At 70.7% G+C, this 12,477-nt stretch carries 12 protein-coding genes; 9 read left to right on the top strand and 3 right to left on the bottom strand.

The genetic code is table 11. From position 1 onward, the window contains the following. Nucleotides 1–5 precede the first annotated feature (5 nt). Nucleotides 6–1,094: an IS630 family transposase gene (locus EGX94_RS14100; protein ID WP_081707463.1), complete on the bottom strand. Its 1,089-nt coding sequence runs from the start codon at nt 1,092–1,094 to the stop codon at nt 6–8. A 56-nt stretch (nt 1,095–1,150) separates the two neighbouring features. Here EGX94_RS14100 and EGX94_RS10425 point away from each other — a divergent pair, with 56 nt between their 5' ends. Then, entirely contained in the window at nt 1,151–2,068 is a 918-nt protein-coding gene (locus EGX94_RS10425; protein ID WP_021798431.1) for a hypothetical protein, read from the top strand. 233 nt (nt 2,069–2,301) lie between these two features. On the opposite strand, the gene def is transcribed toward EGX94_RS10425, so the two are convergent. Then, on the bottom strand, nt 2,302–2,904 hold the full coding sequence (gene def / locus EGX94_RS10430; RefSeq protein ID WP_043122815.1) for a peptide deformylase: 603 nt from the start codon (nt 2,902–2,904) through the stop codon (nt 2,302–2,304). A gap of 50 nt (nt 2,905–2,954) precedes the next feature. Here def and EGX94_RS10435 point away from each other — a divergent pair, with 50 nt between their 5' ends. Continuing rightward, nucleotides 2,955–3,914 carry a tyrosine recombinase XerC gene (locus EGX94_RS10435; RefSeq protein ID WP_123826481.1) on the top strand — a complete coding sequence of 320 codons (960 nt, stop codon included), beginning with the start codon at nt 2,955–2,957 and terminating at the stop codon, nt 3,912–3,914. 280 nt (nt 3,915–4,194) lie between these two features. Here EGX94_RS10435 and EGX94_RS10440 read toward each other — a convergent pair whose 3' ends face one another. Further along, nucleotides 4,195–5,262: a peptidoglycan DD-metalloendopeptidase family protein gene (locus EGX94_RS10440; RefSeq protein WP_081707465.1), complete on the bottom strand. Its 1,068-nt coding sequence runs from the start codon at nt 5,260–5,262 to the stop codon at nt 4,195–4,197. A gap of 540 nt (nt 5,263–5,802) precedes the next feature. Between EGX94_RS10440 and rpsB the strand changes: the two genes are divergently transcribed. The 7 genes from rpsB (at nt 5,803) to dxr (ending at nt 12,386) form a co-directional block, all read left to right on the top strand. Beyond that, on the top strand, nt 5,803–6,684 hold the full coding sequence (gene rpsB / locus EGX94_RS10445) for a 30S ribosomal protein S2 (protein WP_021796210.1): 882 nt from the start codon (nt 5,803–5,805) through the stop codon (nt 6,682–6,684). 27 nt (nt 6,685–6,711) lie between these two features. Then, nucleotides 6,712–7,524 (top strand): translation elongation factor Ts, encoded by an 813-nt coding sequence (tsf, locus tag EGX94_RS10450; protein WP_021796212.1) that lies wholly within the window; start codon nt 6,712–6,714, stop codon nt 7,522–7,524. A 150-nt stretch (nt 7,525–7,674) separates the two neighbouring features. Further along, entirely contained in the window at nt 7,675–8,388 is a 714-nt protein-coding gene (gene pyrH / locus EGX94_RS10455) for a UMP kinase (protein WP_021796211.1), read from the top strand. A 72-nt stretch (nt 8,389–8,460) separates the two neighbouring features. After that, complete coding sequence (frr, locus tag EGX94_RS10460) at nt 8,461–8,982, top strand: ribosome recycling factor (RefSeq protein WP_211223453.1); 522 nt, start codon at nt 8,461–8,463, stop codon at nt 8,980–8,982. A gap of 15 nt (nt 8,983–8,997) precedes the next feature. Beyond that, nucleotides 8,998–9,885, top strand: a complete 888-nt coding sequence (locus tag EGX94_RS10465; protein WP_021796213.1) for a phosphatidate cytidylyltransferase — start codon at nt 8,998–9,000, stop codon at nt 9,883–9,885. A 47-nt stretch (nt 9,886–9,932) separates the two neighbouring features. After that, a complete protein-coding gene (gene rlmN / locus EGX94_RS10470; protein WP_123826483.1) occupies nt 9,933–11,078 on the top strand; it encodes a 23S rRNA (adenine(2503)-C(2))-methyltransferase RlmN in 1,146 nt (381 codons plus the stop codon). Nucleotides 11,079–11,216: 138 nt separating this feature from the next. Next, complete coding sequence (dxr, locus tag EGX94_RS10475) at nt 11,217–12,386, top strand: 1-deoxy-D-xylulose-5-phosphate reductoisomerase (RefSeq protein WP_021796229.1); 1,170 nt, start codon at nt 11,217–11,219, stop codon at nt 12,384–12,386. Nucleotides 12,387–12,477 lie beyond the last annotated feature (91 nt).

A 12,477-nucleotide genomic window follows, 5' to 3' on the forward strand; every position in this document is an offset into this window, starting at 1 on the left:
CCTTGTTAAAAGAATGGTGTATGGCCGTCATGAAACAAGATCGTTTCTGGTTTCGCGGAGTGGGAGGTGCTCGAAGCCGTGGTCGAGTGTTCGGCCGGCGATGTGTGAGGCGGACGCGCCGAGGGTTTCTTCGGGGGTCTCGCGCTGGATGGTCGCGATGTTGTTCCTGGCCGCGTTCCAGACGTGCTCGACCGGGTTGTGGTCGGGCGCGTACGGCGGCAGATGGATCGGCATGATGCGCTCCAGCAGCTGACCCGGCCCGTAGAGGCCGGCCAGCATCTTGGCATGGGGAATCGGGCGTTGTCCAGGACGACCGCGATCTTCTCTGCCTCGGTTTCGCGTTGGAGTCGTTCCAGCGCGAGGATCGTCTGCTCGGTGTTCTGGTTCCCCTCGATCGGGTACAGTTTGACCTTCTTGCTGGTCAGCGAGAGCGCACCGAAGAACGACTGGGACGTCTTCTTCCGGTCCACGGACAGCTTGGTGTGCTGCCCTTTCGGTAGCTGCATCCGGCGGGTCCAGGCCTCGTACTCCAAGCGGACCTCGTCGACCGCGTACACCTCCCAACCGGCGTCCAACAGGGCATTGACTTGGGTCGTCGCCTCGGCCATGCGCCGGGTGACGGCTTTCTCGTCGCGGCGCTCGTCGAACGGGTCCGGCAGCTCAAGACTCAGCCCGCAGAACCGCAGGAGCAACTGGTACGAAGAATCCGCCTGGTATTCCACGTCGAACAGGATCTTCACGACCTCACGTATCGCTGGGACGTCCCAGAACTCGGCGTGGACACCCGCCTGGGAGGGCGGCCGGGCCAGGACGGCCGTGAGTTCTTCCTTCTGTGCGCGGGTGAGTTTCGCCGCGTTCTGGTTCCCTGCATGCCCGGTGAGCACCGAGCACATCCTGCTGTCCTGCCACTCGGCCAGCCACTCCCGGATGGTTTTCACGCTGCGCTCAACCATTTCAGCGATGATACTCACATCAACGCCACGAGAAGCATACAGGATGGCTTCTGCCTTCATCCGAACAAGCACGTAATTGTCCGTGCGTTTCTTCCACCTAATCAGAACAGCGGTTTCCTCCGGGGTGACCCCGACCTGCATGCCTCAATCATATCCGAAACGACACGAGAAATCCATGAAAAATACGATTTCGTTTCATGCCGGCCATACCTGATCAAGAGAGGATTGTCGTGAACGCAAAAAATGAAGATCCTGTTAAGGATCATGATGGGGATGTCAGGGGTCGTGTTCGAACTGTCTACACGACGGTCACCGAGAAAGTTTCGAACGCTCATGTGGATCCTGCTGAACTGATGGAGAATCTCATCAGGCAGGCTGTCGCCATCCCCGGTGTCGCCATTGATCGTGACAAGTGGCTTGAGAAGGAACTGAAGGTTTACTGCCCCCAGTCCGTGATTGACGAGGCAGTGGCGACATCGCCGTTCGAGGCTGGTGTGCCTCAGGAGATCATGGACAAGATCGCCACGAAGGCCATTCGCTTCGAGACGAGCAAGGCCTCCAGCATTTCTTTCGCGGCGGGGCTGCCTGGAGGGTTCGCCCTGCTCGCCACCATACCCACCGACATGGCGCAATATTATGCGCATATCATACGGATTGAGCAGAAACTTGCCTATGCGTATGGTTGGGGTTCTTTCTTGAAGCCCGGTGATGAAGTGGACGACCAGACCATGGGAATCCTCATTGTACTTCTCGGCGTTGCCGAGGGGGTCGGCACCGCAGGTATGTCCTTGTCGAAGTTCGCTGCGTCGACCGTCCAGAAATCAGTGGTGAAGAACATCCAGAAACAGGCCCTGACCAGGACCAGCTACTATCCCGCGATCAAGAAGATTTTTCAGGCCTTGGGTGTGAAGGTCAACAAGGAGGTCTTCGCCAAGAGCGTCGGTAAGGCGGTACCAGTCGTTGGGGGTGTCGTCTCCGGCGGCCTGACCATGACGACTTTCACCATCTCGGCAAATCGGTTGAAGAAGCGCCTCAAGGAACTTCCTGCTGCTGGCGCGGCTTACGAGTACGAAGGGGACTCCGGGGAACTTGACGAGGACACCCCTGCTCCCTGAGGGGAAAGCGGACCAGACGAGTTTTGCTCCCAGGGCCCCAGAAGCCCTGTCCCCCTGTCGCATCCCATCTGCCGAAGCTTGTGGGCGGGTTAGAACGACGGACTGATCGAGTCGATTGTTTCGGCGCGCGTGACGGGCGAGCCGCGGTGCACCGCCGTGTGACTCGATCATCCTCGCCTTGGCGGGGCATCAGCCTCCGGAGCAGCGTTGCCTGGTTCGGGACGTCGAAAACCTCAACGCCCGTCGACCTCGCCTGCCGTGCGCTTGGGGTGGATCGGCCAGTCGTCCGGGTAGAGGGGGGCGAGCCGCTCCTTCTCCTCGTCGAGGCGGCGGCGCGAGCGCTTCGAGAGGCGGTCGCCGAAGACGGTGCCGTGCAGGTGATCGGTCTCGTGCTGCAGGCAGCGGGCCAGCAGGCCGGTGCCCTCGACGCGAACCGGCTCGCCGTCCTCGTCCTGGCCCTCGCAGATCGCGAAGTCGGGGCGGGCGAGCTGCTGGTAGGCGCCCGGCCACGACAGGCAGCCCTCCTGCTCGCTCACGAGGCGGCGGTCCTTGCCCTCGGGGAGCGTGACGACCGGGTTGCAGACGATGCCGTGGATCAGGCGCCCGTCGGCGTCGGGGCAGTTGAAGACGAAGATCGACAGATCCGAGTCGATCTGGGGCGCGGCGAGACCGACCCCGTCGGCGGCCGCCATCGTCCGGAACATGTCGGCGACCAGCTGGTGCAGCTCGTCGCCGAAGTCCGTGACCGGGCGGGTCGGGGAGCTCATCACCGGCTCGTCCCAGCGGGTGATCCGAAGCAGATTGCCGGTGGTGGCCCACTCTGCCGGGCTTCTCATCTGTTCCTCCTGCTCGATGCCGACGCGCGGTGGCCTCGGCCGGCACCGCACTGACCAAACCTATACTCGCGCCCGTGGGCACTTCCTCCGCGGGCCAGGACCGGCATCCGTGGAGCGCCGTCGTGGCGCGCTACGGCGACCACCTGGCGCTCGAGCGCGGCTGCTCAGAGCACACCGTGCGCGCCTATCTGGGCGACGTCGGCGAGCTGCTCGACTTCCTCGCCGCGCGCGGCCGCACCGATCTGGCCGAGGTGGGGCTGGCCGAACTGAGGCGCTGGCTCGCCGCCCAGCAGGACGACGGCGCGGCGGCCGCCACCCTGGCCCGCCGTGCCGGGGCGGTCCGAGGCTTCTTCGCATGGGCGAAGGACAACCGGATCGTGCCCGTCGACATCGCCGGCGGGCTCAGATCGCCCAAGGTCGGTCGTGCGCTGCCGCGGACGATCACCCGGAACGACGCCCGGGAGCTCCTCGACGCGGCCGCCGCCGCGGCGGCCGAGGCCGAGGGCCCCCGAGGCGCCCGCGACGTGGCGATCCTCGAGGTGCTCTACGGCTCCGGCATCCGCGTGAGCGAGCTGTGCGGGCTCGACATCGGCGACATCGACGCGGCCACCGGTACCGTCCGGGTGCTCGGCAAGGGCGGCAAGGAGCGGGTCGTGCCGCTCGGCGTCCCGGCGCTGAGGGCCGTGGACGCCTGGCTGGCGCAGCGCCCCCAGTGGGCGAGGCCCGCCTCGGGGCACGCGATCTTCCTCGGCGTGCGCGGCGGGCGCATCGACCCGGCCGTCGTGCGCCGCGTCGTGCACACCGCCCTGCGCGCCGTCCCGCAGGCCCCCGACGTCGGCCCGCACGGGCTGCGCCACGCCATGGCCACCCACCTCCTCGAAGGCGGGGCCGATCTGCGCAGCGTGCAGGAGATCCTCGGGCACGCCTCGCTGGCGACCACGCAGATCTACACCCACATCAGCGACGAGCGGCTCCGGGCCGTCTACAGACAGGCGCACCCACGGGCCTGAGAGCAGCCGCAGGGACCGCTGGCCCCGGGCCCACAACGTGGAGCCCGGCGGGTGGCGGCTGTGGAGCCGCCGCGCCGCCTGCAACAGCCGCCTACAAAACAACGGCGTGGAGGCGCGCCCGCGGGCCTGGGAGCAGCCGGGGAGCACGCGTCGGCGGCAACGCACACTCGACCGTTCGGCCCCTTGCGGGATTCCTCCCGGCGGGTCCGGCCCCGGAGACCGACCGGTGGTGGGGACCGTGCCCCGTCGGGCCGGGCCCCGGTTCCTCCGGCACGCCCGGTCACGGCAGGTACGGGGCGGGGTCGACGGCCGAGCCGTCCAGGTAGACCGAGAAGTGCAGATGGCAGCCGGTGGACAGGCCGGTCGTGCCGACGTAGGCGATGACCTGGCCCGCCTCGACGTGATCGCCCACGTGCACCAGCCCGACGCTCTCGTCGGCGAGATGGTTGTACGAGCTGGAGCGGTGCCGGCCCTCCATCTCGCCGTGGTCGACCTCGACCCGGTTGCCGAAACCGCTCATCGGCGCGGCGTAGCTGACCGTGCCCGCCCATGCCGCCCGCACCGGCGAACCGCACGAGGCGCCGATGTCGAGGCCGTCGTGGAGCTCGCTCGTGCCCAGGATCGGGTTGATCCGGTTCGAGAACGGGGAGGTGACCGGCCCGTCGGCGGGCCAGCCCGGCGCCTTGCCGCCGGCGTCGGCCGCCGCCTGGCGCAGACGCTCCACCCACCATGCCGGCAGCACGTCGTGGAGCGCGGCGTCGGCCGGCAGCAGGCTGACGTCGCCACCGCTCCCGCCGCCGTTGATCCAGGCCAGCGGATCGAGGTACTCGTCGCCGCGCTTGAGGCCGAGGTGCAGGCAGGCCTGCCCGGGGCAGTGACCCGCCAGCAGCGTGCCGATCTGCTGGCCCGCCATCACGTGGTCGCCCTGCGCGACGGTGGCGGCCACCGGCTGGTAGGTGGTGCGCAGGCCGCCCTCGTGCGTGACGGTGAGCATCCGGACGCCGTTGATCGTGCCGACGAAGGTGACCGTGCCGTCGGCCGCCGCATGGACGACGTCGTCGACGATGCCCCCCAGGTCGACGCCGCGGTGCCCTGCCCGCCACTTCTTCGCCGGAGGGTCGTAGCCGCGCAGCACCGGGCCGTCGACCGGGATCACGTGGACGCCGTCCGCCCACCCCGCGGTGGGTCCGACCGCGAGCAGCAGGACGACGCACAGCAGCACAGCGGCGCCGCGCGCCGGTCCTCCGGGACGCCGGCGGAGACCGGCCCTGACCCTCGCGATGGGGCGGTGGGACGGCGGGCCCGACCGGGCCGGCCGCCCCGTGTGCGTGCTGGGTGTGCTCGTCATGCCCGGAGTGTGTGCGGGGCGGACCCGTTCCTCTCGCGCGAGTCCGATTGTGGACAACATCCGGTGCCGGGCCATGGCGCGATCCCGGGCGATCATCCCGGCGCCGGGTGCGGAGCCGCGGTCAGCCGCGCCGGCTCCGACGTCGTCGGCGACCGCTCCCGGCCCGGGCGCCCCGGCCGCCCCGCGCCGCCCGGGGCGAGGCCGCCGTGCGCCTGCGCCCCGGCCGTGACCGGCAGGCCGCCCCGCGCCGCCCGGGATGAGGCCCTGCCCGCTCCGACGCCGGAGGCGCCCCTCACCGGGACGCCTCCGGCCCCTCGGGCGACTCCGGTCGGGCCCGCCACCCGATTTCCCCCGTCGGACCCCGCCACGTAGACTGTCCGGCGCAGTCCGCACGGGCGGGCTGACTTCGCATGCGCGGGAACGGCCGTCCGACGGCCGCGGTCCCCGGCGTGGTCCTCGGGCGGCGAGCCCGGGGCGCCGGGGCGGGCGCATCAGGGGAGGCGGGCACACCGCGTCCGACAACCACGAAAGGAGACGGCAATGGCCGTCGTCACGACCAAGCAGCTGCTCGAGAGCGGCGTCCACTTCGGGCACCAGACCCGTCGCTGGAACCCGAAGATGAAGCGCTTCATCTTCAACGAGCGCAACGGCATCTACATCATCGACCTGCGCCAGTCCCTGACCTACATCGATCAGGCCTACGCCTTCGTCAAGCAGACCGTCGCGAGGGGCGGCCAGATCCTCTTCGTCGGCACCAAGAAGCAGGCCCAGGAGTCGGTCGAGGAGCAGGCCCTGCGCGTCGGCATGCCCTTCGTCAACCAGCGCTGGCTCGGCGGCATGCTCACCAACTTCCAGACCATCAGCAAGCGCATCGCCCGCCTCAAGGAGCTCGAGGCCATGGACCTCGAGACCGTTCAGCCCGGCGGCTTCACGAAGAAGGAGCTCCTCGGCTTCTCCCGCGAGAAGGAGAAGCTGGCCAAGTCCCTCGGCGGCATCCGCGACATGGGCAGGATCCCCCAGGCCGTGTGGGTCGTCGACACGAAGAAGGAGCACCTGGCCATCGACGAGGCCCGCAAGCTGCACATCCCCGTCGTCGCCATCCTCGACACCAACTGCGACCCCGACGAGGTCGACCACCCGATCCCGGGCAACGACGACGCCATCCGCTCCGTCTCCCTGCTCACGCGCATCATCGCCGACGCCTGCGCCGAGGGCCTGCTGGCCAGGTCCGACGCCCAGGCCCAGGACGGGGCCCCCGCCGAGCCGATGGCCGAGTGGGAGAAGGAGCTCCTCGAGTCCGGCGACACGGCCGAGCGGACCGAGCAGGTCGACCCCGAGGCGGGGCGCCTGAACGCCGAGGTCGCCGACGCGGCCCCTGCCACCGGGGAGCCCGGGGCCGCCGAGGCCCCCCGGGCAGAGTGAACGAGAACTGCGAGGAAACGGACAATCATGGCAATCAAAGCCGCTGATGTGAAGAAGCTGCGCGACGCCACCGGCGCCGGCATGATGGACGCCAAGAAGGCCCTCACCGAGGCCGACGGCGACTTCGAGAAGGCCGTCGAGATCCTGCGCGTGAGCGGGGCCGCCAAGGCCGCCAAGCGCGCCGACCGCGACGCCGCCAACGGTCTCGTCGCCGCCTCCGGGAATGCCCTGATCCACCTCGGCTCCGAGACCGACTTCGTCGCCAAGAACGCCGAGTTCATCGAGCTCGGACAGGCCATCGCCGAGGCCGTCGACAGGGCCGGCGCCGACGGCAGGCAGGCGGCCCTCGAGGTCGAGCTCGCCGACGGGCGCACCGTCGCCGAGGCGATCGGCGAGATCGCCGCCAAGATCGGCGAGAAGATCGAGCTGGCCGACGCCGCCCGCCTGCCCGGCGCCATCGACGTCTACCTGCACAGGCGCAACCCCGACCTGCCGCCGCAGGTCGGCGTGGCCGTCGCCTACGAGGGCGACGACGCGGAGTTCGTCCACCAGGTCGCGCTCCAGATCGCCTCGATGAGCCCCCAGTACCTCACGCGGGAGGACGTCCCCGCCGACGTGCTCGCCAAGGAGCGGCGCATCGCCGAGGAGACCGCGAAGGAGGAGGGCAAGCCCGAGAAGATCATCCCGCGCATCGTCGAGGGCCGGATCAGCGCCTTCTACAAGGACGTCTGCCTGCTCGAGCAGCCCAGCGTCGCCGACGACAAGAAGTCGGTCGGCGCGCTGGCCGACGAGCACGGCGTCACGGTGACGCGCTTCGTGCGCTTCGCCGCGGGCGCCTGAGTCCAGGCTCACGAGGGCCCCACCCGGGGGACGACCGGGTGGGGCCCTCGTGCGTCCCCGGGCGGTCCGGCCGTCCGGGCGGGAGGGCCCGCAACCGGTAGAGTGGCCACAGCAGTCAGACCGCGTCGATCACCGCCCCAGGAGGACACTGTGCCCGAACCCTTCCACCGAGTCCTGCTCAAGCTCTCCGGCGAGGCCTTCGGCAACGGGAGGCTCGGTGTCGACCCGCACACGGTCCGCACCATCGCCCAGCAGATCGTCGCGGTGACGAGGTCCGGCACGCAGGTCGCCGTCGTCGTCGGCGGCGGCAACTACTTCCGCGGGGCCGAGCTGCAGGCCGGCGGCATGGACCGCGACCGCGCCGACTACATCGGCATGCTCGGCACCGTCATGAACGCGCTCGCCCTCCAGGACTTCTGCGAGAAGGAGGGCGTGCCCACCCGCGTCCAGAGCGCCATCACGATGGGTCAGGTCGCCGAGTCCTACATCCCGCGCCGCGCGGAGCGCCACCTCGAGAAGGGCCGCATCGTCATCTTCGCCGCCGGCTCGGGCATGCCGTACTTCTCCACCGACACGGTCGCCGCTCAGCGCGCCCTCGAGATCGGCGCCGAGGTGCTCCTCATGGCGAAGAACGGCGTCGACGGCGTCTACGACGCCGACCCGCGCGCCGAGCCGGGGGCCACCATGTACGCCGAGCTGAGCTACGACCAGTTCCTCGCCCAGGACCTGAAGGTCGCCGACGCCACGGCCGTCAGCCTGGCCCGCGACAACGACCTCGACATGATCTTCTTCAACCTCGACGACCCCGACAACATCATGCGGGCCGTGCGCGGCGAGAAGATCGGCACCCTCGTGCACTGCTGATCGGCAGGGCATCGCAATCCTCGGAAAGGAATCATCGTGACGGCAGACATCATCAGGGGCGCCGAGAAGAAGATGGAGGGCGCCATCGCCTTCGCGAAGGAGGACTTCGCCGCCGTGCGCACGGGCCGCGCCAACCCCGCCATGTTCAACAAGCTCGAGGCCGACTACTACGGTGCGCCGACCCCGCTCCAGCAGCTGGCCTCCTTCAGCTCGCCCGAGCCCCGGACCATGCTCATCACGCCCTACGACAAGGGGGCCCTGGGGGCCATCGAGAAGGCCGTGCGCGACTCCGATCTCGGCGTCAACCCGGCCAGCGACGGCAACGCCATCCGCTGCGTCCTGCCCGAGCTCACGCAGGAGCGCCGCAAGGAGTACATCAAGATCGTGCGGGGCAGGGCCGAGGAGGCCCGCGTCACGATCCGCGGTCACCGTCACCACGCCCTCGAGGCCATCAAGAGGAAGGCCAAGAACAAGGAGATCGGCGAGGACGAGGCCAAGCGCGCCGAGAAGGCCCTCGACGCCACCACGAAGAAGCACGTGGCGAGGGTCGACGAGCTGCTCAAGGCCAAGGAGCAGGAGCTGATGTCCGTCTAGGGGCATCGACCCGCCATGACCTCCCCCCATCCGACGGCCCCCCATCCGGCGGGCGGCGACGGGTCCGCCCACGCGCACCGGACGGGCCGCAACCTGCCGGTCGCCATCACGACCGGGGTCGTCCTCGGCGCGATCGTCATCGCCACGCTCATGTGGTGGCACTGGGGCTTCGCCCTCTTCAGCGCGGTCGCCCTCACGGCCGGCGTTCAGGAGGTCTGCAACGCCGTCGAGCGGGTCGGCGCCCATCCGGCCCGCTGGCCCGTCCTCGTCGGCACGCCCCTGCTCGTGCTCGCCTCCTACGCCCTGTTCGACGCGGGCCAGCGCGAACGCGCGCTGGGCGTGATCATCGGGATGCTCGCGTTCATGGTGGTCGCCGTCCTGCTGGCGCGCATCCCGAAGGGCCCGGACGGCTTCCTCAGGGACGCCGCCGCCAGCGTCTTCACCATCGGCTACCTGCCGCTGCTCGGCTCCACCTGCACGCTCATGCTCGCCGACGACCACGGCGGCCGTCGCGTGCTGTGCTTCCTCATCGCCGTCATCGCCTGCGACACCGGGGCCTTCGCCCTCGGCGTGCTCTTCGGCCGGCACAGGATGGCCCCCCGGGTCAGTCCGGGCAAGAGCTGGGAGGGCCTCGTCGGGGGCCTCGTCGTCGCCCTCGTGGCGGGCGCCGTCTCGGTCCGCCTCATGCTGGACGCCCCCGTGTGGGTGGGCGCCCTCATGGGCGTCGTCGTCGGGGCCGTCGGGGCCCTCGGCGACCTGGTGGAGTCGGCGATCAAACGCGACGCCGGCATCAAGGACATGTCGCACGTCGTGCCCGGGCACGGCGGGGCGATGGACCGGCTCGACTCGATCGTCCTGGCCGCGCCGGCGGCTTGGTTCGTGCTGTACCTTCTCGTGGTGTGAACCAGCGCACCGGAGGGCCCGCCGGGGCCCCCACCATCGAGCAGATCATGTCCCCCGGCCCGGGTCGGCGCCCGCCCCGTCACTGGATGGACCTCGCGCCCGCCGAGCGCGTCGACGCGGTGCGCGCCATGGGTCTGCCCGCCTTCCGCGCCCGGCAGATCTCGACCCACTGGTTCACGCGCCTCGAGGACGACCCGGCCGGGTGGACCGATCTTCCCGCCGATGCGCGCGAACGGATCGCCGGGATCCTCCTCCCGCCCCTCCTGGAGCCCGTCCAGGAGCTCGCCGCCGACCACGGCACGACGGTCAAGACCGCATGGCGCCTGTACGACGGCTGCCTCGTCGAGTCGGTGCTCATGCGCTACCCGCACCGCACCACCGTCTGCATCAGCTCGGAGGCCGGCTGCGGCATCGGCTGCCCGTTCTGCGCCACCGGGCAGGGCGGCCTGCAGCGCAATCTGTCGACCGCCGAGATCGTCGGCCAGGTCGTCCACGGCGCGCGCCTGCTGGCCCGGGGCTCGGCGCCCGGCGGGCCGGGGCGCGTCACCAACGTCGTCTTCATGGGCATGGGCGAGCCCATGGCCAACTTCTCGGCGGTGCTCGCCGCGGTGCGCGAGCTCACGCGCCCCGAACCCGACGGGCTGGGCATCTCCGCCCGGGGCCTCACCGTCTCGACCGTCGGGATGGTGCCCCGCATGCGCCAGCTGACCGGGGCGGGCGTTCCCGTGACGCTGGCCGTCTCGCTGCACGCCCCCGACGACGAGCTGCGCGACGAGCTCGTGCCGCTCAACCGGCACTTCGACATCGACGCGGTGCTCGACGCCGCCTGGGACCACGCGAGGACCAGCGGGCGGCGCGTCTCGATCGAGTACGCCCTCATCAAGGACGTCAACGACCAGGCCTGGCGGGCCGACCTGCTGGCCCGCCGGCTCGCCGAGCGCGGCGACTGGAACTGGGCGCACGTCAACCTCATCCCGCTCAACCCGACGCCCGGCTCCCGGTGGACCGCCTCGCGCCGGGAGGACGAGGAGGCCTTCGTCCGGCACCTGGCCCGGCGCGGCATCCCCGTGACCGTGCGCGACACCCGCGGACGCGAGATCGACGGCGCCTGCGGCCAGCTCGCCGCCCGGGTCGGCGCCGACGGCGGCGACCTCGCCCGCCGGGCGGTCGGGAGCGCCCCGGCCGGGGCGTGAGCGGCGGCGGGGCGCGGGCAGCGACGCCCTGTGAACACATGTGCGCCGGTCCGGAACAATTCCCAGATGAAAGCCCTGGTCGGAGCGGTGTTCTTCGCAGTTTCCCATGGGCGGCCCGGCAGGACCATAATCACCGGGGTGCGAGATGTTGTGCTTCTGGGCAGTACCGGGTCGATCGGGACGCAGACCTGCGAGGTGATCGACGCGCGGCGCGAGCGGTTCCGCATCGTGGCGCTCAGCGCCGGGGGAGGGCAGGTCGGACGGCTGGCCCGCCAGGCCGCGCACTTCGCCCCGAGGGCGGTCGGCATCGCCGAGTCCGGCCACGAGGACGAGTTCTGGGCGGCCTTCGAGGCCGCCGGCGGCACGAGCCGACCCGCCCTCCTCAGCGGGCCCGAGGCGAACACCGAGCTCGCCGCCGCGCGGGCCGACGTCGTCCTCAACGCCATCACCGGCTCGGCCGGACTGCTCGCCACCCTCGCCGCCCTCGACGCCGGGACGACGCTGGCCCTGGCCAACAAGGAGTCCCTCGTCATCGGCGGGCACTTGGTCACCGACCGGGCGCGTCCCGGCCAGCTGGTCGCCGTGGACTCCGAGCACTCCGCCTTCGCCCAGTGCCTGCGCGGCGGCGGGGCCCGCGAGGTGCGCCGCCTCGTGCTCACCGCCTCCGGCGGCCCCTTCCGCGGCATGACCCGCGACGAGCTCGCCGGCGTGACGCCGGAGCAGGCCCTGGCGCACCCCACCTGGAGCATGGGGCGGGTCATCACCATCAACTCGGCCACCCTCGTCAACAAGGGCCTCGAGCTGCTCGAGGCCGCCCTGCTCTACGACGTCGGCCTGGACGACATCACCGTCGTCGTCCACCCCCAGTCGGTGGTTCACTCCGGCGTCGAGTTCTTCGACGGCGCGACGATCCTCCAGGCCTCCCCGCCCGACATGAGGCTGCCCATCGGGCTGGCCCTCGCCTGGCCGGAGCGGATGGCGGGCGCCGCGGCCGGGTGCGACTGGTCGAGTGCCGCCGCCTGGACCTTCGAGCCGCTCGACTCGCGGACCTTCCCGGCGGTCGAGCTGGCCCGCCGCGCCGGGCGGGCCGGGGGCACCGCGCCGGCCGTCCTCAACGGGGCCAACGAGGTCTGCGTGGACGCCTTCTTCGAGGGCCGCCTCGGCTTCCTCGGCATCACCGACACGATCGCGCGCGTCGTCGACGAGCACCTCGCCGACGGCCACGTGGACGACGCCGGGTTGAGCGTCGAGGCGGTCCTGGGCGCCGATGCCTGGGCGCGCCGCCGCGCCGAGCAGCTGTGCCGCTGAGACCCGGTCGCGAAGGCCCCGGCAGGGCTGTGCGGGCGAGCCGGCCTCGGGGCCCTGGTCGACGCCCGGATCGGCCCGACTCCGGATGCCG

This window comes from Propionibacterium acidifaciens (assembly GCF_003798325.1).
Taxonomy (GTDB): Bacteria; Actinomycetota; Actinomycetes; order Propionibacteriales; family Propionibacteriaceae; genus Propionibacterium; species Propionibacterium acidifaciens.